This window comes from Phyllobacterium sp. CCNWLW109 (assembly GCF_037203905.1).
Classification (GTDB): Bacteria; Pseudomonadota; Alphaproteobacteria; order Rhizobiales; family Rhizobiaceae; genus Phyllobacterium; species Phyllobacterium ifriqiyense.
Genome location: NZ_JBBCBK010000003.1, coordinates 988,821 through 1,011,081, shown reverse-complemented (window position 1 = coordinate 1,011,081; position 22,261 = coordinate 988,821). Strand labels below are relative to the sequence as shown.

Here is a 22,261-nt window from a genome sequence, read left to right as displayed (position 1 = left end):
GCATTCGGCAACCGCCAGCGGCGCCCCGCCCTCGTTGTGTCGGTATATAGACCCCACTCCACAAAACTGTCAACAACGTTTTTGAACTTATTATGAAAAATATGACAGAGCCTGTGAATTTCGCTTTCGCATATAATTATGTGTCCCAAACTCCGCGTGGCCCTGTGGATAAACAGCGGGGTCACAAACATGCCCGATTTGCGAAATAGCGCTCCTTCACTGCGTGGTGGCTATCCACATAATGAGAGTTAAAGACACGTCGCGTTGACACAGCGATCTTACGGGGGCAAAACTGCGACCGCATGAAATAGCAAGGCGAGGCCGCAAGGCTCGTATGCTGATCATCTCGCAAAGCCTTAATCTGATAAATGGCGATAGGTTCGACACGTAATCGTATGAATGAGTATGAGGGGCATTCTCTGATCGATCCAGGCAATGAGCCTCCGCTGATTACAGACGGGCGCCGAGGGCCTCCGGATCGCCGTGAGGTTTCCGCGCGTTGGCTTGCGGGCACGTTTTTAACCGGCATTACGTCGAGCATGCTTATTGGTGTTGCGCTCTTTGCTGCTCTTGATGGGCGCGAACAACTGGCTACGCCGCCTGAGCTTATGGCGCGCAATGCAATGCCAAGCGCCAATAATAGCGATGTTGTTAAAGGCGCCCGTGTTGCGGCGACCACCCCTATTCAGAAAAACCGCGACCGCCGACGCCTTGATGTATCAACGATGTTTAAAGAGGGTGAACGCGATGTTATTCGTACAATGCCTTTTGAACTCGTTCATATAGCGCTCGCAGATGTTCACAACACCAATCGCAGATATCCTTCATTTAATCCGCTGAATGTGTTTGCCGAAGCAAATGCCAACACCGATCCTGCCCCCCGAACCGGCTTGATCTATGGTGCCAAGGTTGAGAGTGAGGTCAGTCTGCGAACATTGGACTTTCCCTTGGCAACAGCCCAATACGATCCTTCTGACGATCTGAGCGTTGATGAGGTTGAAGAAGTCGTCCGGAATACCGGCGCATTGCTTTCCGATGGTGCCATTCAAGTCGCCTCACTTCATTATGTGGATCCATTGCGCTTTGGTTCCGATGAGGACCCTTACAATTTGCGCAGCCCCCTTGCGGTCAAGATTATTCAAGAAAATGTAAGCGTATCGCCCAGAATGGCTGAGGACGCTGTGAGCGCCGGCTATTCGGAGGAGCTGATTCCATTCCGGCGCGACAATGACGTACTCGCTGCGCTTAGCGATGCCGGCTATGAAGGAAGCGACGCCGAAGGCATGGCAGGGGCAATCTCAAAGCTGCTAAATTCCACGCGACTGAAAGCTGGCAGTGTATTGCGGCTTGGTGTTGAGTCGGAAAACAATACCGACCGGATCATTCGTGCCAGCGTTTATAATCGTTCGACCCATATTCTCACAATCGCTCTCAATGATAATGAGCAATATGTTCCCGCTGATGAGCCGGAGATGACACCGGGACTTCAGGTCGCATTCGACGATAGCCCGCCCGTCATGCGCCGCGCTGAAGACCTGCCGACCGTCTATGATGGTATCTATAGAGCAGGACTGGCATATGGCATGACCGACACGATGATCCAGCAGCTGATAAAGATGCTGGCTTCCGATGTCGATTTCCAGGCTCAACTATCGCCAACCGACCAGCTGGAAGCATTGTTCTCTTTGCCGACAGGCTCCGAGAAAGCCGATGAACAGTCTGAAATTCTTTATGTAGCTGCCAATTTCGGCGGTGATCTGAAAAAGTTCTACCGGTTCCATAGTGATGATGGCACCACGGATTATTACGACGAGAATGGCAAGAGCTCTAAACAGTTCCTGCTGCGCAAGCCTGTTCCAAATGGCGTCTTCCGGTCACCCTTTGGAATGCGTCGGCATCCAATTCTCGGTTATTCGCGCATGCATACCGGCGTTGACTGGTCAGCGCCTCGCGGCACTGCAATCATCGCGTCGGGCAATGGCGTGGTGGAGCGGGCCGGATGGACCAACGGTTACGGCAATCAGACTTTGATTCGCCATTCCAATGGTTATGAAAGCAGCTATTCCCACCAAAACGCTATTGCGAGCGGTGTAACCCCCGGTTCAAAGGTCCGGCAGGGGCAAGTCATCGGCTATGTCGGTTCAACGGGTCTTTCGACCGGTCCACACCTGCATTATGAAGTGATGGTGAATGGGTCGAAAGTCGATCCGATGCGCATACGCCTTCCAAGCGGCGGCGAACTTCGCGGAGATGAGCTCGTAGCGTTCAAGCGTGAACGCGAACGAATCGACCAGCTCATTCAGGATGATGGAACACCGCCGACCAAAGTGGCAGCCAGCGGCTGATCCTATTCGTGGAACTCTACCGTCACGCCTTTTTGCACGAGCTTTGACAGTTCCGTCGCGTCCCAATTGGTAAGACGCACGCAACCATGGCTGTTGGTCTTGCCGATCTTGGAAGGTTCCGGCGTTCCATGAATGCCATAAGTTGGTTTCGACAGTGCGATCCAAACCGTCCCGACCGGACCATTGGGGCCGGGCGGAATTGTCAGCACCTTGTCATTTTCGCCCTGCTTGAAGTTCAGCTTTGGATTATAGGTATAATTGGGATTGAGTGCGATGCGCTCGACCTGAACTGTTCCGGAAGGCGAAGGCGTGTCTGTTGATCCGATTGTCGCCGGATAAGCCACAATCAGCTTGCCCTCGGCATTATATCCACGCACCTGTTTGCGCCCCTTGTCCGCAATGATCTTGGTCACCGCGCCACCGGCATTCTGTCCCGTATTAACAACCTGAATCGTTACCCCGGGCGTATTGAAATCAACGCCCGGATTAATCTCTTTCAGATAATTCTCATCCATATGGAACCGTTCTGCCAGCAATTCGGTCACTGAAGTAAATGCCATGCGCTCAAGCTGAGCTTTGTGAGCATAGTCCTCGGGAATGGAAGCGACATAGGGGTATGCGGCATCCTCCGATGAGATCGTATAAGACGTGAAAGCGGGACCGCCGGTTTGCTCCAGCGAAGCATTGATCCCCTCTTCATTCAGCGGATCAAACTGCTGTCCTGTCATTTCTTCAAATGCGGCGACGGCTTTATCAACGTTACCGCCCTTATGGCCGTCGATAACGCCAGGTGAGACGCCAATTCTGTCGAGCAAGACCTGAATAGCCGTAATCTTCGCCTTGGCGCCCTGCCCTTTCGGCAGTTCGACAGTTGGAGCTGGATTTGGATGAGCTGGAATTTGCTCTTGAGGCGCATCGCTCAACCCGTCAGCTGGAAAATCAGGATCAATGAGATTGGGATCAGATGGCTGCAAACCGGGTTCGCCATTTGCAGGCGGCAAAGGCTCACGGGACACACTTCCATAGTCCTGCTCGGAGGGGCCAGATGGTTGCCCGCCATAGGGATCGTTGGGAATTGCGCCTGTACCGTAAGGATCTTGCGGCGCTTCGGGAAAGTAATCCGGGCTTTCGCCATATTGATCGTTTTGCGGCTCTTCGACAGATACAATCCTGCCGCGGCGATCTACCGTAACCCGGCGGCCATATTCATCAAAGTAGGATCGGAATGCTTCACGGCGCGGACGACGTTCTTGCGGCTCGAATAATTGTGCAACCTCAAAGGATTTCTGGTTGTTCGCATTCACGCCAGGTTCGGCAGCCGCCATTCCCATGCCTATGGTGCCCGCTGAAGCAGCGAGCAGAATCTTCATCAACGAACCGCGGTAGAACGTCATGCCTAAGCTTCCGATTTCTCTAATAACTTGTCATTAATCATAAAATGACGCGTTTTCATGTTTTTATGGTTAATGAATAGAATGATTGTCGCATTTATCGGATGAACGAGACATGAAAATGGCCGCTATGTGGCGGCCATTTTGCATCTTGAGAAAGCCGCCTACGCAGCTTCATTGTCCTCAATGACCGGACTCGCTTTCGAAGCCTTGAAATTGAGCCGGTCCGATCCAGACGTAATCTTGACAGTCGAGCCGTCCAGTATTTCGCCGAGAAGAATCTTCTCCGCTAGCGGATCCTGCACCTGCTTTTGGATAACGCGCTTGAGAGGGCGTGCGCCATAAGCGGGATCATAGCCCTTATCAGCAAGCCAATTTGTAGCATCGTCGTCGATTTTCAGAACGATCTTTCGATCGGCGAGAAGAGCCTGCAAACGCTGGAGCTGGATCGCAACAATGGTGCCCATTTCCTTGCGCTTCAAACGGTGGAACAGAATCACCTCATCCACCCGGTTGAGGAACTCCGGCCTGAACGAGGCTTTGACCACGTTCATCACATTCTCGCGCACATCCTCAACATCCTGGTCCTCACCCAGCGAAACAAGATATTCCGCGCCAAGATTGGATGTCATGATGATCAGCGTGTTGCGAAAATCGACAGTGCGACCCTGTCCATCAGTCAGGCGACCATCATCAAGAACCTGAAGCAGCACATTGAACACATCAGGATGCGCCTTTTCGATCTCATCGAAGAGAACAACCTGATAGGGACGACGACGAACCGCTTCAGTCAGAGCTCCACCTTCTTCATAGCCAACATAGCCGGGAGGCGCACCGATCAAACGGGCCACCGAGTGCTTTTCCATATATTCCGACATGTCGAGGCGAACCATTGCCGTTTCATCGGAAAACAGGAACGAAGCCAGCGATTTTGTCAGCTCGGTTTTACCCACACCTGTCGGTCCGAGGAAGATGAACGAACCGATAGGCCTGTTCGGATCCTGCAAACCGGCACGGGCACGGCGCACTGCTCTGGATACAGCTTGCACGGCCTCGCCCTGTCCAACCACCCGTTTGGCAAGTTCATCTTCCATGCGGAGCAACTTGTCGCGTTCACCTTCCAGCATCCGGTCAACCGGAATGCCGGTCCAGCGGGAAACGACCTGTGCAATATGATCCGGCGTTACGTTCTCCTCAACCATTGAGGTCGAACCGTCATTCTTCTCCGACTCAGCCAGTTGTTTTTCCAATTGCGGGATCGTGCCATAGGCCAACTCACCCGCCTTTTGAAATTCACCATTACGCTGTGCCGATGCCAATGCATTGCGTGCGTCATCAAGCTGACGTTTGAGATCAGCTGCCAGACCAAGCTTCTGCTTTTCCGCCTGCCACGTATTGGTAATTATGGTCGACTGCTCTTCCAGATCGACAAGTTCTTTTTCCAGTCTCTCGAGACGGTCGCGGGAAGCATTGTCTGTCTCAACCTTCAAAGCCTCGCGTTCGATCTTCAGCTGCATGATACGCCTATCGATTTCATCCAGCTCTTCGGGCTTGGAATCCACCTGCATGCGGAGTCGCGCAGCACTCTCATCGATCAGATCAATGGCCTTGTCCGGCAAAAACCTGTCCGTGATGTAACGGTTCGAAAGAGTGGCAGCAGCGACAAGCGCCGAATCGGAAATGCGCACCTTATGATGCTGCTCGTATTTTTCCTTCAAACCGCGAAGAATCGAGATTGTATCTTCAACAGTTGGCTCATCGACAAACACGGGCTGGAAACGCCGCGCAAGGGCAGCATCTTTCTCGACATGTTTGCGATATTCATCAAGCGTGGTGGCGCCAACGCAATGAAGTTCACCCCGGGCAAGCGCTGGCTTCAGCAGGTTCGATGCATCCATCGCACCTTCGCTTTTGCCCGCGCCAACAAGCGTGTGCATCTCATCGATAAACAGAATGATATCGCCATTTGCAGACGTGACTTCGGAAAGCACACCCTTCAGGCGCTCCTCGAATTCACCGCGATATTTTGCACCTGCAATCAATGAACCCATATCGAGGGCCATCAATTGCTTGTCCTTGAGTGATTCAGGCACATCACCATTGATAATACGCAGCGCCAGTCCCTCGGCGATAGCTGTTTTACCAACGCCAGGTTCACCGATAAGCACCGGATTATTCTTGGTGCGGCGCGACAAGACCTGAATTGTCCGGCGAATTTCATCATCGCGGCCAATGACAGGGTCAAGTTTCCCCGCCCGCGCATCGGCAGTCAGATCCCGTGCATATTTCTTCAAGGCATCATAGCTGTTTTCCGCCGAAGCAGAATCAGCCGTCCGGCCTTTGCGGATATCGTTGATAACTGCATTGAGACCCGCAGCCGTAACGCCGGCGCGGCTTAATATTTCCGATGTCTTGGACGATTTTTCGATAGCCATGGCCGTAAGCAGCCGTTCTACCGTGACAAAGCTGTCACCAGCTTTCTGCGCCACTTCCTCGGCTGTAGCAAAAACTTTTGCCAGCGGCTGGGCAAGATAGAGCTGACCATTGCCGCCGGTTACTTTAGGCAAAGCGTCCAGTGCCGCCTGCAGTCCAAGCCGCACATCGGCAATTCGCCCGCCGGCCCTTTCGATCAAGGACGCAGCAAGACCTTCTTCATCGTCAACCAAGACTTTCAGAAGATGCTCTGGGGTAAATTGCTGATTATTGGATGAGAGGGCAAAAGTCTGCGCGGACTGTATGAAACCGCGAACCCGCTCGGTATATTTTTCAATGTTCATTCTTGTCTCCTTTTACCCGGCAACCCGATTTTCGGCATTGCCCGGCGTGTTGGTGACGGATCCCCTGCAACGAGGCAGATCCATTCGCTCGATGCAGATATGGGAATATTATCCCCGGGGTACAAGACCGGATATTCTGCTTTTATGACGCTTTAAATCTAGCATGTATGCCCCCTCCTTGCCACGCCCGCTTTCCGCGTCTGGCTATTGAGATGGTGGGAAAGACGGGCGGTCATCGAAGCGCGTCTTTGTAGTAGGTTAAGCGATCCGAAGACCGCCCGTCCGGCGATTTTGCATTCTGTCCGTTCCGCTTGGGAGGCCTCGGCTACCCAAGGAGTGCCATTTGCGGCACACCATGCGTTAGCCTTGCGCCCCTTAAAGTGCTCGTCCAGCACGCGCCGTTCCTAGTAACGGCAGGGGAACCCTTGGACAGAACGTCCCCGGATGGCGGGTCCGTAACCCGCCATCGGAGGCGCCCATCCTTCCCCAAACTTCGAACGGCTCCGGAAGCTGTTCCCCGCGGGAAGGACAGGAACAGAATAATTCAGTGCGGGAACTGTTGGATAAGTTTGTCGAGATTATTTTAGGAAGGCCAGATTTGCACAAGCCAAGTGCGTCCTTCGACAAGCTCAGGATGAGGGAGATGGGTTGATTGCAGGGAGCCAACTCTTGCAACTATTGCAACTATTGCAACGCTAGCAAGTTGTCGCTGCAACCCACAAAACTTCCCTCATGGTGAGCTTGTCGAACCACGCACCAACTTCAAATGCAGTCAAATAAAAAACGCCACCCGCAGGTTTCCCCGCGGGTGGCGCATTATTCAACTCGATCAGATCAAACGTCAGATTCAGCCGCAGCGCGGCGCTTTTTGACTTCAGCCACAATACTGGCCGGAGAAAGATCCGACGCAGCTTCCGGAGCGTTTGCCGCTTCCGCATTGCCTTCAGTTACCCGTGGCTCACGCGGACGGGCAGGTCTGCGACCACGCGGTGAGCGGCGAACAGCGGGCTTTGCCTCAGCAGCTTCTTCCGAACCAGCAGCGACAGCCTCAACTTCCTGATTTTGAGCAGGTTGGGCCTGCGGCTGACGCTGGCTGACAGTGTCATCATCATAAGCAACCTCGGCGGGCGTGCCTTCGATGACGGGCTGAGGACCGCTGCCATTGATCGGCTGGTGCACAACGCGCTCGGGTCGGTCACGGCGTTCTGAACGTTCCGGACGATCCTGGCGTTCGTGGCGCGGCTGGCGCTCCTGCCGGTCTTGACGTTCAGGGCGTTCCTGACGCTCGGCACGATCCTGACGTTCAGGACGTTCCTGGAACTCCTGCTCGTTATTGCCGACATTGTTGCCGTCGTCTTCGTAATTATTGTCGTCATCCTGTTCCTGATCATCGCGATCGTCGCGCTGATATTGAACGGGTGCTGCGGCCTGTGCAGCCATGATGATTCGATTGTAGTGTTCTGCATGCTGAAGATAGTTTTCAGCCATAACGCGATCGCCCGCACTTTGTGCATCACGTGCAAGGGTCGTATATTTCTCTGCTACGTGCTGAGCATTTCCCCGAATTTTAACGTCAGGACCGTTGCTCTCATAGTTACGGGAAAGTGGGTTAGGACCTTTGCTGCGGTTATTGTTGTTACCGCGTCCGCGCATGCGCCTATTCTGCTGTACTGGCCTCATACTTATCTCTTTTCAGAAAATCAGGGGCGCTCATTTGCTCAACATTTCGAGTCAAAAAGCTTCGCTTCTCAAGTGCCGATCTGAAGCGCGCCCCGCGCTTCAATCGCATCCAAAGTTCATAAAACTTTTGTGCTACCCCAAGAACCATTTCTCCAAAACAAATGTAGGGAGAAATCAAACCCCGGAAATTTGCGTATCAATTATCTTGATAGGCAGAACCAGAGTTGTTCGGTTTCGAGCGGTAACTGGAAACTAGCGGGCTTCTCCGCAAATTCCAAGCCTTTTTTCATTATTTTTCGATTGTTGTGAACAGAAGGGCGCGGTCGTGCCCTCCGAAATCTTGCCTCACACCGCTCATCACGAAATTCCTGGCGTTAAAAATCGCCTCAATATCCTGCCGCTGCCCTGCCCCGATCTCCAGTGCGACCACGCCACCAGGACGCAAGTAACCAGCGGCATGATCAGCAATGATCCGATAGGGCTCCAGCCCGTCTGGACCTCCATCCAGCGCCCGAACCGGATCATGAAGAACAACTTCTCTTTGCAACTGCGCAATATCGCCAGTGCGGATATAGGGCGGATTGGAAATAATCATGTCATATGAACCAGTTAGCTCCGAAAACCAGTTGGATGACAATGCTGCAAAACGCGAAGAAACATTCGAAAGCACCGCATTTTCACGCGCGGTAGCAAGGGCATCGGCCGATATATCCACGCCCACGGCGCGCAATTGCGGCAACTGATCGAGCAGCGAAAGGGCGATCGCTCCTGTTCCTGTTCCAAGGTCAACAATGTCGGCGACACCATGGTTGGAAATGCGGTTTTGGAGAAAGGGCAAAGCCAGTTCCACAAGCGCTTCCGTGTCGGGACGCGGCTCGAGCGTTTCTGTGGAAAGGCTCAATTCAATGCCGAAAAATGCCCGCTTGCCGATAATGCGATGCACCGATTCACCCTTGATTCGGCGAGCAAGCATGGCCTCAAGCGCCTCATATTCATGCTGGCCAAGCTCGCGATTCGGGTTACGGATTATTTCCAGCCTGTCGCAGCCTGCAATCCATTCAAGCAAAAGACGGGCATCAAGCTCCGCAGATTCTATTCCCGCTTCGGCGAGAGAAGCACGCGCGCTCCGCAGAACATTCATCAATTGGTGTCTGTGGTCAGAAGCCGTCATTCATCTGTGCCAGCAAAGCGGTTTGGTAATCGGAAATGAGCGCGCCAATCAACTCATCCAGATCGCCTTCCATGATGCGGTCTAGCTTATAAAGGGTCAGATTGATCCGATGGTCCGTGACCCGTCCCTGCGGAAAATTATAGGTGCGGATGCGTTCGGAACGATCCCCTGAACCGACCTGGCTGCGGCGGGCTTCGGAACGTTCGCTATCTGCTTTTTGACGCTGCATATCGAACAGGCGCGAGCGCAGCACCTGCATGGCGCGGGCGCGGTTTTGATGCTGCGACTTTTCGGCCTGCACAACGACAATTCCAGATGGAATATGGGTAATGCGAACGGCCGAGTCGGTTGTGTTAACGTGCTGTCCGCCCGAACCCGATGCACGCATCGTATCGATACGGATGTCATCGGGGCGAATGTCGATGTCGATCTCTTCAGCCTCCGGCAGCACCGCGACAGTTGCTGCCGATGTGTGGATGCGTCCGCTGGCTTCGGTATCGGGGACCCGCTGGACGCGATGGACACCCGATTCAAACTTCAGTTTGGCGAATACGCCCTTGCCGGAAACCATAGCGATAACTTCTTTGTATCCGCCCGCTTCGCCGTCACTGGCCGAGATCAGCTCAACCCGCCAGCCATTGGCCGACGCGTAGCGTTCATACATGCGGAAAAGATCGCCGCCAAAAAGTGCCGCTTCAGAACCGCCAGTACCTGCGCGTATCTCGAGAATGGCATTGCGCTCATCGGCAACATCCTTGGGCAAAAGCAGAACCTGAATATCCTTTTCAAGCTCTTCAATGCGCTCTTCGATTTCCGGCAATTCAGCTTCGGCAAGCTCGCGCATGTCGCGATCGGTTGAGCCATCATCCAGCATTGCCTGCAAATCAGCCGCTTCGCTGCGGGCGGCAAGAAAATCGCGGATCTTGAATACGACCGGCTCCAGTTCGGAATATTCCGAAGCAAGCTTCACATATGTTTCGGAATCGGGATTGCTCGCCATCTGCGTTTCCATCATCGAAAAACGCTTCAGCAGCTGATCCATGCGATCCTGCGGAATAGACATCAGATTAGCCTCACAGTGATATGCCTGCCCGCTCTGCAAATTTGGTCAGGATGTGGCGCAGCGAGCCGGTATCGCCATGATTATCCATGGCATCAGCGAGTTGCGCCCCAAGCTCGTTCACATCAAGCGAACCAAGCATTGCCTTGATCGGCCCGATGGAAGCAGGCGACATTGAGATCGAGCGAAACCCAAGGCCAAGCAGTGCGAGCGCCGAAATTGGCTTTCCGGCCATTTCGCCGCAAAGCGTTACATCCGTATTATTGCGGATGCCTGCTTCGACGATCTGGCGAAGCACGCGCAGGAATGGCACGGAAAGATTATCGAAGCGGTTGCTAATGATCGAATTGCCTCGATCAACCGCCATGACGAATTGGAACAGATCGTTGGAACCAACCGAGACGAAATCAACCACCGACATCAGTTCGTCAAGTTGCCACAGCAAGGAAGGCACTTCCACCATGGCGCCGATCTTGACCCGGGTTGGCAGATTGTGAGCAAAGCGCGAAAGGTGCTGCACCTCGCGGTTGATCAACTCGCTCGCTTTGCGTACTTCCGCGATTTCAGTGACCATTGGCAGCATTAGGCGCAGCTCGCGCCCGCCAGCAGCCTTCAACAAGGCGCGAACCTGTGTGCGCAATAGCCCCGGGCGATCAAGCGTCAGGCGGATCGCCCGCCAGCCCAATGCCGGATTTTCTTCATGGGTCTCGCTGCGGAAATAGGGCAGTACCTTGTCGCCGCCAATATCGAGCGTCCGGAAAGTCACCGGCTTGTCGCCTGCAGCTTCAAGCACGGAACGATAAAGCCGCTCCTGCTGCTCCGCCCGCGGGAAAGTCGACGCGACCATGAATTGCAATTCCGTCCGGAAAAGTCCGATACCGGCCGCGCCTGCCTCAACGAGTTGCGGCAGATCGACCAGCAAACCCGCATTCATCAGCAAGGTGATCGGCACACCGTCCCTGGTCACCGAAGGACGGTCGCGCAATTCGCGATAAAGTGCCTGACGCTTGGCTCGGAACTTGACCTTCTCGGAATAGGCCGCTTCAACGTCCGATTGCGGACGTAAATGCACCTTGCCATCATCGCCGTCGACAATGATCGCATCATTGTTTTCAGCCATGGACACGACGCCCTTGACCTGACCGGCAACGGGAATACCCATAGCGCGGGCAACGATCACCACGTGACTCGTCGCAGCGCCATCTTCCAGCACCAGGCCTCGCAGGCGTTCGCGCGGATAATCCAGCAGCTCGGCAGCGCCCATGGAACGCGCCACAATGATCGCATCCTTGGCCAGCGATCCAGCCATGGTCTTCACGTCACGGCCCATCAACTGACGCAACAACCGATTGGCGAGATCATCGAAATCGCTCAACCGCTCACGCATATAAGGATCGGTCAGATGCATCATGCGCGCACGTGTGTCGCTCTGCACTTTTTCCACTGCCGCTTCCGCGGTCAAGCCGTTGCGGATCGCTTCTTCAAGACGGCGAACCCAGCCATTATCATGGGCAAACATGCGATAGGCTTCCAGCACCTCGCGGTGCTCGCCCTCAAAGGCCACGTCACGGCGCGACAGCATGTCATCAATAGAAACACGCAATGATCCAAGCGAGCTTTCGAGCCGGTCGATCTCGGCATCAATATCTTCATTGAACAGGTTGGTCACAACAATGCGCGGCTCGTGCAGCACAACATGCCCAAGACCAACACCATCATTGAAAGCACTGCCGGCAAAACTCATCGGCTTGCCCATATCGAGTTCTACGCCCGGACGCGCCAGCCGCGTAAGACTGCCCGCTGCAACCATCTCGGCCAACACCATGGCCGTGGTTTCCAACGCCTCAATCTCATCTTCGCGGTAGACCCGCTTAGTCCTGTTCTGGACAACGAGAACGCCGAGGGTTCGCCCTGCCCGCAGGATAGGTACACCAAGGAATGAATTGTAAATTTCTTCCCCTGTTTCCGGCAGGTAGGCGAATGCCGGATGGGTTTGCGCATCTGTAAGATTGAGTGGACGCGCACTAGCAGCAATCGTACCAACAAGACCTTGACCAAGGCGCAGTTGCGCCAGATGAACGGCCGACGGGTTCAAACCTTCGGTGGCATAAAGCTCAAGCACGCCATCGGAACGCAGCACATAAAATGAGCACACTTCCGCGACCATGTTCTGAGCAATGTCGCGAACAATGCGGTCAAGCCTCTCCTGTGGCTCAAGAGCCTCCGCCATCAATTCGCGGAGCCGCTTCAGCATGACACGAGGGCCGGTTGTCTGCTCGCGCGTGGGCACCATTTGCTCCATAGCATTTATTGGCAGAGCCGGAATGACCTTGCCAATGTGAACTTTAGATCATCTTAGTCGGCAGAAATACCGGCAAACAGAATCTCTTCTGTCAATGCTTATCCAGACCGTAGACAGAATGCAAAGTGCGTACTGCAAGTTCTGCGTATGGGCCGTCAATTAGAATGGAAATCTTGATTTCCGATGTGGTGATAGCTCGGATATTGATGCCCTTGTCAGCAAGCGCCCGGAAGGCCGTTGCTGCAACACCCGCATGGCTGCGCATGCCGATGCCGATTACCGATACTTTGACCATGCCAGCTTCCGACTGGATAATATCGCAGCCGATTTCGGCTTTGACCTTTTCCAGCACCGCAAGCGCCTTATCAAGATCACCGGATGGAACGGTGAATGTCATATCGGTCTTGGTGCCGTCTTCGGACACATTCTGTACGATCATGTCGACATTGATATGGGCCTCAGCAAGCGGGCCAAAAATACCTGCCGAAATACCCGGACGATCCGCAACGCGGCGAAGCGATATCTGCGCTTCGTCCTTGGCATAGGCAATTCCTGTGACAACCTGCTGTTCCACGATTTCTTCCTCGTCGCAAATAAGAGTACCGGGCGGATTGATCAGATCACCCATGCCCGGTGCATCGGGGTCTTCGAAACTGGACCTGACAAATGTGCGCACTTTATGCACCATGGCAAGCTCGACCGAGCGCACCTGCAAGACTTTCGCGCCAAGCGAAGCCATTTCCAACATTTCTTCAAATGAAATGCGCGAAAGGCGGCGCGCCTTGGGCTCAACCCGGGGATCGGTGGTGTAAACACCGTCGACGTCCGTATAGATATCGCACCGATCCGCCTTGACCGCTGCTGCAATGGCGACAGCACTTGTGTCCGAGCCGCCGCGTCCGAGCGTAGAAATGCGATTGTCCGGGCCGATACCCTGGAATCCGGCAATAACAGCCACCTGACCTTCCTCGAAGCGCTCAATCAGGAAGGAGCCGTCAATATCGGTAATACGCGCAGCACCATGCGCATTGTCTGTTTTGATGGGTATCTGCCAGCCTTGCCAGGAGCGTGCATGGACGCCCATCGCCTGCAAAGTGACCGCGAGAAGACCGGCCGTTACCTGCTCACCGGAAGCAACGATGGCATCATACTCGCGCGCATCGTGCATCGGCGATGCTTGGCGCGTCCAGGCAACGAGTTCGTTGGTTTTGCCCGCCATGGCCGAGACAACCACTGCGACTTCATGACCGGCATCGACTTCACGTTTGACATGCCGGGCCACATTACGGATGCGGTCGATATCGGCCACCGAAGTGCCACCGAATTTCATCACAATGCGAGCCATGGAATTACCGTTCTGGAAAGGCCTGAAATTATATTGGAAGAGAACCAGTCGAATGAACAGGTTCCGCGCCAGTTGAATGCGGCTTCCCATAACCAAATTATGACATAACTGCAAGAACGCGGGACGATTTGCGCCTTGACATTTTTTACGTGAATGGGCCACTCGATAGGAAGAGCAAAGGATAAGGCAATGGCCCAGGCAGAACGCAGTACAATTGATGCCGTAGAAGTGGAGCGTTTTTCACGCATGGCTGCGGAGTGGTGGAACCCACAAGGCAAGTTCCGCCCGTTGCACAAGTTCAATCCGACCCGTCTTGCCTATATCAAGGAAAAGGTCTGCGCTCACTATAATCTCGACCCGAACAGCCCCCAGCCATTCAAGGGTCTGCGATTCCTCGATATTGGTTGCGGTGGCGGGTTGCTGTGCGAGCCGATGGCACGGCTTGGCGCGACGGTAGTCGGTGCCGATGCTGGCGAAACCAATATTGAAGTTGCCAAAATTCACGCCGCCCAAAGCGGGCTGGACATTGACTACCGGGCAACCACTGCGGAAGCTCTGGCCGAAGCCGGCGAAAAATTCGACGTTGTTCTCAACATGGAGGTCGTCGAGCACGTGGCTGATGTTGATCTGTACATGTCCGCCTGTTCGCAAATGGTCAAACCGGGCGGCATGACCTTCGTCGCTACGATAAACCGGACATTGAAAGCCCTTGGCCTTGCAATTTTTGGCGCGGAATATGTGTTGCGCTGGTTACCGCGCGGAACCCATCAATATGAAAAGCTTGTGCGCCCTGAAGAGCTGGAAACTGCGCTCAGCACAGCCGGACTGACTGTTACCGAGAAAGTCGGCGTGACCTATAATCCCTTTGCCGATAGCTGGAACCGCTCAAACGATACCGATGTGAATTATATGGTGCTGGCTGTTCGAAACTAAACCACGCCAGACCTAAGCAATCGTCTATCCTGCTTTTGTCGCCATCAGTTGCGCCTTCGTGGTCATGCCCACACCAACTGTAATAATTGCCGCCCCCAGCCACGTCGTCAGCCCATAGGTTTCTCCCAAAAACAGGGTTCCTGCCAGTAAGGCTACCGCCGCTCCAACATATCCTATCTGGCTGAGATAAACCGGGCCACCAACCGCTTGCAGCCGGAAGTAGAGTGCAAACATGCAGGTGGAGGCCAGAATTTGCGCTAGCACCAGCCACGGCACATTAGCCAACGGCGCAACTGGAAAGCCACCGGTCATGAGCCAGATAGCTGGCACCAGCATGACCGCCGTCACGATATGGCTCCCTGCCGCCAATTCAGTCGGGTCAGCACCTTTGGGCCAATCAATGGTGCGATAAACATTGCCCAAGGCAAGAAGAACCGGAATCAACAGGCCGATTATAACCCAGAGCGGTTCGGCTGGCTGGCCCACCTGACCGCGGGTAAATCCAACGATCACTGCGCCGATAAAACCAACCAATATGCCCAAAAGTCCAAGCAGGCTGGGGCGTTTGAGTTTGAACAGGATCGACAGCATCAAGGTGAATACTGGCGAAAGCGTATACATGATGCCCGTATAGCCAGACCCAAGATGCGGGATAGCCGAAAGCGTCATGACATTAGGCACGGCATAGGAAATAAATGCGGCGATAAGGTAATAGCGCACCATATGCGCGTCCAGCCGCGGGCGTTTGCCCATAAGCAGGAAGGCAATCAGCAAAACGGTTCCCGCACCGGTTGAAATAACGAAAGCCCAGAGCGAAGGCGCAATCCCGGCAGAAAAAGCCAATTTGCCGAATGGCAAAGTCAGCCCCAAAAACGCCCCTGTTAAAAGCAGCAGCAAGGGCGCGGAATTCAAAAATTGCATGGAAAATCACCCGGGCGGTCAGAATCGACCACCGCACCATAGACCTTAGTGCTATGAGATCAATTGTGATCTTCGGGAAAGACAGGAAGCGGCATGACATCCACGCCATCTTCCAGCAGGGCTTCCACATCTTCGGGAGTGGCTTCGCCATAAATGCCCCGCGCCTCGGCCTCGCCGAAATGAATTTTGCGTGCCTGTTCCGCAAATTCCGCGCCAACATAATCCGCATTCTCGCGGACCTTCTTGACCATTTCCTTCATTTCCTTGGCCATTTCGCTCATGGCAATGGCAATTTTCTCTTTTTGCCTGCCTGTCGAAACAGAAGGTGCCATTAGAGCTTTGCCGACCTTGTTCGAGCCGCATGATGGGCAGCTTACGAGACCTTTTTCAGCCTGAGAATCGAAGTCGTCATTGCTGCGGAACCAGCCTTCAAATTCATGGTCCTTGTCGCAATGAAGAGAAAAACGGATCATGACGCGTCTGCCAGTCTTTCGCTCCGGCCATCATTCTCGACAAGCACGCCGAACGGGCGGGCATTTTTCAAATTAGGCACTTTGGCACGGGCAGCCGCACTCAATGCCGGATCAATATCAGCAATGATGATCGCAGGATCGGCATGTGCCGCTTCAGCCAGAACTTCACCCCAGGGCGCGACAATGATGGAATGGCCAAATGTCTCGCGGCCATCTTCATGGACGCCACCTTGCGCAGCAGAAATCATGAATGCACCATTTTCAATTGCGCGTGCACGTTGCAGCACATTCCAGTGGGCTTCGCCCGTCTGGCGGGTAAAGGCCGCAGGCGCAGTGATGACCGATGCACCAGCCAGTGCCTGCGCCCGGAACAATTGCGGGAACCTGACATCATAACAAATGGCCAGACCCAGCTTGGCAAATGGCAAATCAAGAACCACCGTATCGTTGCCAGGCGAATAGACAGCAGATTCGCGCCAGCTCTCGCCATTATCCAGATCAACATCGAACATGTGGATCTTATCGTAGCGTGTCAGGATATTTCCGTCCGGACCGAAAAAGAAGGCACGATTGGCAATTTTGCTATCCTCAACCGCAATGGCCGTCGAGCCGATATGAAGGTGAATTTTGTGACGCGCCGCCAATTCGGAAGCTGTGCGAACAATTATGTCCTCGCTCTCGCCCCTTAAGACGCTGGCAAGGGCCTTGCGATCCCGCTGCAGCGCCCCGGTCATTTCCGGGGTTTGCACATAGACCGCCCCTTTGCCAACAGCATCGTCAACATAATCAACGAGATCAGCAGCATTGCGCTGCGGGTCGACGCCCGAGCGCATCTGGATAGCGGCAGCACGAAATACACTCATTCCACTGTCCTTAAACGAGTTCGCCAGTCTTCAACAGTCCGTCAAGTCGGCCTTGGCTTTCAAGCGCGTAGAGATCATCACAACCACCAACATGGGTCTTGCCTATGAAAACCTGAGGAAATGTTGTGCGCCCATTGGCACGAGCCAGCATTTCCTGCCGTGCATTTGGTTCCACAGTTGCATTGTGCTCAACAAAGGCTACGCCTTTTTTCTCAAGCAAGCCTACAGCTGCCGTGCAAAAGCCACAGCCGTTACGCGTATAGATTGTCACATCGACCATCATGGCACTCCAATTTTTCCCTTATATAGGCGTGAAAACCTGACGGGAAAAGGCCCGTTCGTTGCGCAAAAGCCAGCTTAGACAGACAATTCGTCTCCCATAACCCTGGCGAAGGTCAATACATCGACACTTTTTGCTCCAGCCCGCAGGAGTGCGCGGGTTGCTGCCTTAACCGTCGCGCCAGTCGTATAGACATCATCGATCAGAAGAACATTGCGCCCTCGAACCTTTATCTCCTGCGCCTCAGGCACTTTAAAGGCACCGCGAACATTTGTAAGGCGCTGGCTCGGACCAAGCCCCACCTGTTGCCGCGTTTTTTTGATGCGTTTGAGGGCGTCAGGTTCAAAGGCTTTGCTGCTGACATTCGCCAGATAACGGGCAAGCTCTGCCGATTGGTTGAAACGGCGCAACCAGAAACGCCTCGCATGCAGCGGCACTGGCACGATCACGTCACAATCATCGATCAGTTCGCGCCCTGCCCGCGCCATCCACCCTGCCATCCAGCGGCTTAGATCGGTGCGATCATTATATTTGAGCCGGTGAATCATATCGCGAATGACGCCTTCATGAATTGCAACGGCGCGGGCACGAGCAAAGGGCGGCATATCCGCGATTGCTTCAGCCGAAAGAATTTCAGAACCCAGATCATGGCTGAAGGGCGTTCCAAGCACCGGGCAATAGGGCTTTTCGATAAATCTGACCTTGGTCCAGCATGTTCCGCACAAGGAACCGGGTTCAGCCACATGCTTGTCACATCCGGCACAAACAGGCGGGAAAAGCACATTAAACACCTCCCGCACGGCACTGCGCGCGCCTATGCCGATGCTTGTGCGGACAGTTTTCCCGATAGTTTTCATTGCAATTCATGTCCAAGCGACGCATCTACCGGGCAATTATACATTCATCAGAGAAATTCGGAATGGATCGGCATCAGCTATTCGATCGAACTTTAGTTCTACAAAGAAGATTACGCGCGCTCAAACAGCACGGAACTTCTGCCGACTTTCTGCTCGCACGCGCAGCCGACGATCTTGAAGAGCGACTATCGGCTGTCGAGCGCCAGTTCGAAGTTGCGATTGACCTCGCCAGCCACACAGACCTTGCAGCCGAAGCGATGCAGCGCTCGGGCAAGGCTTCGATCATCATTCGCATTGACGAAGCTGCGCCGTTCCTGACAACCCGCTTTCCCGCAATTGTCGCCGATCAGGAAATATTGCCACTTGGAGCTGCAAGCATTGACCTTGCGGTTTCCTTGCTGTCCCTGCATTTGACAAATGACACACCGGGGACCTTGCTCCAGATAAGGCGGGCATTGAAGCCGGATGGGCTGTTTCTCGGCGCCATGGCCGGTGAGAACACTCTGACCGAACTGCGCGAATGCCTGATTGCCACTGAGAGTGAAATCAGCGGGGGCGTATCACCGCGTGTCGCACCGTTTGCCGATGTGCGCGATGTCGGCGGTCTGCTGCAACGGGCGGGTTTCACATTGCCCGTCACGGATATTGAAACCTATACGGTGCGATATGATAATCTTTTCGCGCTGATGCGCGACTTGCGGGCGATGGGTGTCCAGAACAGCCTTTTCGGGCGTTCCCGTAAGCCGCTGACCCGGCAATTCTTCATGCGGGCAGCAGAAATCTATGCCGAACGCTTTAGCGATCCTGATGGCCGCATTCGCGCGACATTTTCATTCATTTGGATGTCTGGCTGGGCGGCGCATGAATCGCAACAAAAGCCGCTCAAACCCGGCTCTGCGAAGGCTTCGCTGGCAGATTTCCTTAAAGAAGCTGAAAAAGATTAAAGCCCCTAACAGTCGCCTGTTTTCGTACCATCGCTTTTGAGAATGCAAACCGAATTTGGCGTGCTTTGCAGCACGCTGCGGCGGACCGTATAGGTCGATGGATCAGCTTTCTTGATTGATCCTGTCTGGATTTCGTCCAGCGAGCGTCCTGCCGAATAATCCACGACAGCTTGACTGCTCCGATTGGCAAGCGGGGCTATGATCAGCGCCAATGCGACGGCAGCAGAGCCAAACAGCAATGTAATCCGCAGGATTCCTCCAGCTGCCCCGGACAAACCGCCGGTTCGCATCATCAGATCATCATCGATGTAATCGTTTTTGCGCGCCATAAACCACCTGAAAAATGCGCCTCAAGAATGTTTAAAAGTCGCTCAATCAGGTGAAGGATGAATTAACCGTTAGAGTTAACGGGCGAGAATACAACTTAACATTGTATAAAATTACAGAAGATCGATCAAAAACGGTATGAGCGGAATATCGGCTGCGGGCATTGGATAGTCACGCATATCTTTAGGACGCACCCATTTCAGCGCCTGCCCCTCCATCGAACGGGGCATGCCTTCGTAACGCCGGCAAATGAACAGCGGCATGAGAAGATGGAATTTCTCATAGGTGTGGCTGGCAAATGTCAGGGGTGCAAGACAGGCGGGCTTGACCGTAATGCCAAGTTCTTCTTGCAGTTCTCTGATAAGGCTGGCTTCCGGAGTCTCGTTCGGTTCAACCTTACCTCCGGGAAACTCCCACAGCCCTGCAAGTGATTTTCCCTCCGGACGCTGCGTCAACAGCACCCTTCCGTCGCTATCGACCAAGGCACAGGCCGTGACCAGCAGAATCGGGAGTGTTTTGTCAGTCATGTTCTGCCCGCCAGTAAGCGTATCGGTATGCTTCTTTGAATCCCATGGATTGATAAAGGGCGATGGCGCCTGCATTACCCGCTTCAACTTGAAGCCACGCCTTGCGGGCACCTTGCATGACTGCCCACTTCAGTGCCGTTTTCACAATGGCGCGCCCATGCCCGCGCCGGCGCTCAAGTTCTGCCGTTTCGATTCCAAGCAGCCCAGCCATCGCGCCGTCACATATGCAAATAGCCGCTGAGACAGGTACATCTGCGTCTTCGCGGACAAACAGGCCTTTTGCCGGTCTTATGGCGTTGATCACGTCGACCAGGCTGGATTTCTTTTCAGGTGATTCTGCCTGAACACGCAACGAGGCAGCGGCGAACCGATCAGTATCCCTCTCCGGTTCCTGCTCTCTCGCATCGGATAGATCGACATCCGCCAAATCCGCAATCATCACCAGCGATTCGTCGAATCGTGTCCATCCGGATTTTTCCAGATAGGATTCAAGCTTTTGCGGTGCCAAGGGAGAAAGTCTGAATATAAGCGCACGACCTGCGGCCCGAAACCGCTCCGCGGCCGTGGCCACCCGCTTTTCAATATTCTCCGTATCACCCGGATCAAGCGGATTAACCGAGTTCAGCCGTTTTGCCGGATGATTTGGAGTGATTCGGATACTCCAGCTTCCGTCATAATGGACGGATGAAGCTGGCCACGCCCGGAAGCCCAGCGCCTCTATCTGCCTGACTTGCGTTAAAGCGAACGGCATCAGCTGCGGTAATCACCATTGATCGCCACATATTCCTTGGTCAGATCGCAAGTCCAGACTGTGGCTTTGCCTTTACCAAGACCGATATCGGCGCGAATTTGGATATCTTCGTTCTTCATATAGGCCGAGGTCGCAGCTTCCGAATAATCCGGATCGCGTTCCCCTTCGCGGGCAACGCGGATGTCGCCGAACCAGATTGCCAGAAGATCGCGGTCTGCTGGTTCGCCAGCCTTACCCACAGCCATGACAACCCGGCCCCAATTGGCGTCCTCACCAGCGGCTGCTGTCTTGACCAAGGGAGAATTGGCAATGGACAAGGCAATCTTTTTGGCTGATTTGTCCGATTTTGCGCCGGTGACCGTGATCTCCAGCATCTTGCGGGCACCCTCACCATCGCGCACGACCTGCAAAGCCAGATTCTTGAGAATGCGTTCCAAAGCCTTTTCAAAGGGCTTGAGACGCTTGTCTTTCAGTTTGGTGACAGGCGCCGCACCGCGTTCGGCAGCCGAACCGGTCGCAAAAAGCAGCAAAGTGTCGGACGTGGATGTGTCGCTGTCGACAGTTACTGAATTGAAGCTCTTGCCCACCGACTTGGAAAGAAGTTCCTGCAAAACATCGGAAGCGATCGGAGCATCTGTTGCAACGAATGAGAGCATCGTTGCCATATCCGGCGCGATCATCCCCGCGCCCTTGGCGATTCCGTTGATGGTAACGGGAACCCCGCCTAGCAATACGGTTTCCGTGGCAACTTTTGGGAATGTGTCGGTCGTCATGATCGCACTGGCCGCATCCTGCCAACGTCCGGAGACTGCCTGCTTTGCCATGTCGCCAAGCAGATGGCTGAACTTTCCGGCATCAAGCGGCTCACCGATTACGCCAGTGGAGGCAAGGAATATCTCACCTGGCTTGCACCCTACAGCTTTGGCAGCAGCAGCAGCAGTGACCTTGGTTGATTCCCTACCCTTTTTGCCCGTGAATGCGTTGGCATTGCCGGAATTGACAATAACGGCGCGCGCATAACCACCTTTCAAGCTGGATCGGCAGAAATCCACCGCAGCAGAGGGGCATTTCGAACGGGTGAAAACGCCCGCCACAGCTGCTGGCTTATCGAAAACCATCATGACAACATCGGTTCGGCCTTTATATTTTATGCCTGCCTCAGCCGTCGCAATCCTGACCCCCTGAATCTCGGGCATTGCTGGATAATGTTTGGGAGCAAGGGGCGAAACCGCTGTGGACATCTACAACCTCGAAGATGGAAATGAAGGATCGAAAGGAGTAAAGGCCCGCTCTTTACCAGCGGGCCTTTGATTT

General features: G+C 54.2%; 19 protein-coding genes. 3 read left to right on the top strand and 16 right to left on the bottom strand.

Annotated features, from left to right (window positions below):
- Nucleotides 1–368 precede the first annotated feature (368 nt).
- Nucleotides 369–2,345 (top strand): M23 family metallopeptidase, encoded by a 1,977-nt coding sequence (locus tag V9K92_RS15470; RefSeq protein ID WP_307280025.1) that lies wholly within the window; start codon nucleotides 369–371, stop codon nucleotides 2,343–2,345.
- A gap of 2 nt (nucleotides 2,346–2,347) precedes the next feature.
- On the opposite strand, the gene V9K92_RS15465 is transcribed toward V9K92_RS15470, so the two are convergent.
- From V9K92_RS15465 to V9K92_RS15435, 7 genes are all read right to left on the bottom strand, one after another.
- Nucleotides 2,348–3,739, bottom strand: a complete 1,392-nt coding sequence (locus tag V9K92_RS15465; RefSeq protein WP_370878731.1) for a L,D-transpeptidase — start codon at nucleotides 3,737–3,739, stop codon at nucleotides 2,348–2,350.
- A 161-nt stretch (nucleotides 3,740–3,900) separates the two neighbouring features.
- Entirely contained in the window at nucleotides 3,901–6,513 is a 2,613-nt protein-coding gene (clpB, locus tag V9K92_RS15460; RefSeq protein WP_336442371.1) for an ATP-dependent chaperone ClpB, read from the bottom strand.
- Between the two features lie 834 nt (nucleotides 6,514–7,347).
- On the bottom strand, nucleotides 7,348–8,193 hold the full coding sequence (locus V9K92_RS15455) for a DUF4167 domain-containing protein (protein ID WP_115055417.1): 846 nt from the start codon (nucleotides 8,191–8,193) through the stop codon (nucleotides 7,348–7,350).
- A gap of 289 nt (nucleotides 8,194–8,482) precedes the next feature.
- Nucleotides 8,483–9,364, bottom strand: coding sequence for a peptide chain release factor N(5)-glutamine methyltransferase (gene prmC / locus V9K92_RS15450; RefSeq protein WP_337354364.1), 882 nt, complete (start codon nucleotides 9,362–9,364; stop codon nucleotides 8,483–8,485).
- Complete coding sequence (gene prfA / locus V9K92_RS15445) at nucleotides 9,351–10,430, bottom strand: peptide chain release factor 1 (RefSeq protein ID WP_115055570.1); 1,080 nt, start codon at nucleotides 10,428–10,430, stop codon at nucleotides 9,351–9,353. Before prfA ends, prmC begins: the two co-directional genes overlap by 14 nt.
- Before the next feature lie 7 nt (nucleotides 10,431–10,437).
- Nucleotides 10,438–12,717, bottom strand: a complete 2,280-nt coding sequence (gene ptsP, locus V9K92_RS15440; protein ID WP_115055421.1) for a phosphoenolpyruvate--protein phosphotransferase — start codon at nucleotides 12,715–12,717, stop codon at nucleotides 10,438–10,440.
- A 100-nt stretch (nucleotides 12,718–12,817) separates the two neighbouring features.
- Nucleotides 12,818–14,071 carry an aspartate kinase gene (locus V9K92_RS15435; RefSeq protein ID WP_115055423.1) on the bottom strand — a complete coding sequence of 418 codons (1,254 nt, stop codon included), beginning with the start codon at nucleotides 14,069–14,071 and terminating at the stop codon, nucleotides 12,818–12,820.
- A 189-nt stretch (nucleotides 14,072–14,260) separates the two neighbouring features.
- On the opposite strand from V9K92_RS15435, the gene ubiG reads away from it, so the two are divergent.
- Nucleotides 14,261–15,004 (top strand): bifunctional 2-polyprenyl-6-hydroxyphenol methylase/3-demethylubiquinol 3-O-methyltransferase UbiG, encoded by a 744-nt coding sequence (gene ubiG / locus V9K92_RS15430; protein ID WP_337354363.1) that lies wholly within the window; start codon nucleotides 14,261–14,263, stop codon nucleotides 15,002–15,004.
- Between the two features lie 24 nt (nucleotides 15,005–15,028).
- Here the strand turns inward: ubiG and V9K92_RS15425 are convergent, their stop codons facing one another.
- The 5 genes from V9K92_RS15425 to V9K92_RS15405 all read right to left on the bottom strand — a co-directional run bounded on the left by V9K92_RS15425 (nucleotide 15,029) and on the right by V9K92_RS15405 (nucleotide 18,398).
- Nucleotides 15,029–15,925: a DMT family transporter gene (locus tag V9K92_RS15425; RefSeq protein ID WP_115055426.1), complete on the bottom strand. Its 897-nt coding sequence runs from the start codon at nucleotides 15,923–15,925 to the stop codon at nucleotides 15,029–15,031.
- A gap of 59 nt (nucleotides 15,926–15,984) precedes the next feature.
- Complete coding sequence (locus tag V9K92_RS15420) at nucleotides 15,985–16,398, bottom strand: DUF1178 family protein (RefSeq protein ID WP_115055428.1); 414 nt, start codon at nucleotides 16,396–16,398, stop codon at nucleotides 15,985–15,987.
- On the bottom strand, nucleotides 16,395–17,261 hold the full coding sequence (locus tag V9K92_RS15415) for a carbon-nitrogen hydrolase family protein (RefSeq protein WP_307280052.1): 867 nt from the start codon (nucleotides 17,259–17,261) through the stop codon (nucleotides 16,395–16,397). The genes V9K92_RS15420 and V9K92_RS15415 overlap by 4 nt, the downstream gene beginning before the upstream one ends.
- A gap of 10 nt (nucleotides 17,262–17,271) precedes the next feature.
- Nucleotides 17,272–17,541 carry a glutaredoxin 3 gene (gene grxC / locus V9K92_RS15410; protein ID WP_115055572.1) on the bottom strand — a complete coding sequence of 90 codons (270 nt, stop codon included), beginning with the start codon at nucleotides 17,539–17,541 and terminating at the stop codon, nucleotides 17,272–17,274.
- A 77-nt stretch (nucleotides 17,542–17,618) separates the two neighbouring features.
- Nucleotides 17,619–18,398 (bottom strand): ComF family protein, encoded by a 780-nt coding sequence (locus V9K92_RS15405; protein WP_337354362.1) that lies wholly within the window; start codon nucleotides 18,396–18,398, stop codon nucleotides 17,619–17,621.
- A gap of 62 nt (nucleotides 18,399–18,460) precedes the next feature.
- On the opposite strand from V9K92_RS15405, the gene V9K92_RS15400 reads away from it, so the two are divergent.
- A complete protein-coding gene (locus V9K92_RS15400) occupies nucleotides 18,461–19,342 on the top strand; it encodes a methyltransferase domain-containing protein (RefSeq protein ID WP_337354361.1) in 882 nt (293 codons plus the stop codon).
- Nucleotides 19,343–19,347: 5 nt separating this feature from the next.
- Here the strand turns inward: V9K92_RS15400 and V9K92_RS15395 are convergent, their stop codons facing one another.
- From V9K92_RS15395 to argJ, 4 genes are all read right to left on the bottom strand, one after another.
- The gene (locus tag V9K92_RS15395) at nucleotides 19,348–19,671 is read right to left on the bottom strand and encodes a hypothetical protein (protein WP_307280062.1); all 324 of its coding nucleotides are present in this window, start codon (nucleotides 19,669–19,671) and stop codon (nucleotides 19,348–19,350) included.
- Between the two features lie 111 nt (nucleotides 19,672–19,782).
- Nucleotides 19,783–20,196 carry a (deoxy)nucleoside triphosphate pyrophosphohydrolase gene (locus tag V9K92_RS15390; protein ID WP_336442361.1) on the bottom strand — a complete coding sequence of 138 codons (414 nt, stop codon included), beginning with the start codon at nucleotides 20,194–20,196 and terminating at the stop codon, nucleotides 19,783–19,785.
- Entirely contained in the window at nucleotides 20,189–20,947 is a 759-nt protein-coding gene (locus tag V9K92_RS15385) for a GNAT family N-acetyltransferase (RefSeq protein ID WP_337354360.1), read from the bottom strand. The genes V9K92_RS15390 and V9K92_RS15385 overlap by 8 nt, the downstream gene beginning before the upstream one ends.
- Complete coding sequence (argJ, locus tag V9K92_RS15380) at nucleotides 20,947–22,188, bottom strand: bifunctional glutamate N-acetyltransferase/amino-acid acetyltransferase ArgJ (protein ID WP_115055440.1); 1,242 nt, start codon at nucleotides 22,186–22,188, stop codon at nucleotides 20,947–20,949. Before argJ ends, V9K92_RS15385 begins: the two co-directional genes overlap by 1 nt.
- Nucleotides 22,189–22,261 lie beyond the last annotated feature (73 nt).

What these genes read in the sequence shown, in the direction of transcription:
- V9K92_RS15390 (WP_336442361.1), bottom strand. Translation starts at nt 20,196, where the DNA reads ATGACTGACAAAACACTCCCGATTCTGCTGGTCACGGCCTGTGCCTTG.
- V9K92_RS15400 (WP_337354361.1), top strand. Translation starts at nt 18,461, where the DNA reads ATGGATCGGCATCAGCTATTCGATCGAACTTTAGTTCTACAAAGAAGA.
- V9K92_RS15385 (WP_337354360.1), bottom strand. Translation starts at nt 20,947, where the DNA reads ATGCCGTTCGCTTTAACGCAAGTCAGGCAGATAGAGGCGCTGGGCTTC.
- ptsP (WP_115055421.1), bottom strand. Translation starts at nt 12,717, where the DNA reads ATGGTGCCCACGCGCGAGCAGACAACCGGCCCTCGTGTCATGCTGAAG.
- prmC (WP_337354364.1), bottom strand. Translation starts at nt 9,364, where the DNA reads ATGACGGCTTCTGACCACAGACACCAATTGATGAATGTTCTGCGGAGC.
- V9K92_RS15425 (WP_115055426.1), bottom strand. Translation starts at nt 15,925, where the DNA reads ATGCAATTTTTGAATTCCGCGCCCTTGCTGCTGCTTTTAACAGGGGCG.
- V9K92_RS15435 (WP_115055423.1), bottom strand. Translation starts at nt 14,071, where the DNA reads ATGGCTCGCATTGTGATGAAATTCGGTGGCACTTCGGTGGCCGATATC.
- grxC (WP_115055572.1), bottom strand. Translation starts at nt 17,541, where the DNA reads ATGGTCGATGTGACAATCTATACGCGTAACGGCTGTGGCTTTTGCACG.
- V9K92_RS15405 (WP_337354362.1), bottom strand. Translation starts at nt 18,398, where the DNA reads ATGAAAACTATCGGGAAAACTGTCCGCACAAGCATCGGCATAGGCGCG.
- clpB (WP_336442371.1), bottom strand. Translation starts at nt 6,513, where the DNA reads ATGAACATTGAAAAATATACCGAGCGGGTTCGCGGTTTCATACAGTCC.
- argJ (WP_115055440.1), bottom strand. Translation starts at nt 22,188, where the DNA reads ATGTCCACAGCGGTTTCGCCCCTTGCTCCCAAACATTATCCAGCAATG.
- V9K92_RS15465 (WP_370878731.1), bottom strand. Translation starts at nt 3,739, where the DNA reads ATGACGTTCTACCGCGGTTCGTTGATGAAGATTCTGCTCGCTGCTTCA.
- V9K92_RS15415 (WP_307280052.1), bottom strand. Translation starts at nt 17,261, where the DNA reads ATGAGTGTATTTCGTGCTGCCGCTATCCAGATGCGCTCGGGCGTCGAC.
- V9K92_RS15455 (WP_115055417.1), bottom strand. Translation starts at nt 8,193, where the DNA reads ATGAGGCCAGTACAGCAGAATAGGCGCATGCGCGGACGCGGTAACAAC.
- V9K92_RS15395 (WP_307280062.1), bottom strand. Translation starts at nt 19,671, where the DNA reads ATGGCGCGCAAAAACGATTACATCGATGATGATCTGATGATGCGAACC.
- V9K92_RS15420 (WP_115055428.1), bottom strand. Translation starts at nt 16,398, where the DNA reads ATGATCCGTTTTTCTCTTCATTGCGACAAGGACCATGAATTTGAAGGC.
- ubiG (WP_337354363.1), top strand. Translation starts at nt 14,261, where the DNA reads ATGGCCCAGGCAGAACGCAGTACAATTGATGCCGTAGAAGTGGAGCGT.
- V9K92_RS15470 (WP_307280025.1), top strand. Translation starts at nt 369, where the DNA reads ATGGCGATAGGTTCGACACGTAATCGTATGAATGAGTATGAGGGGCAT.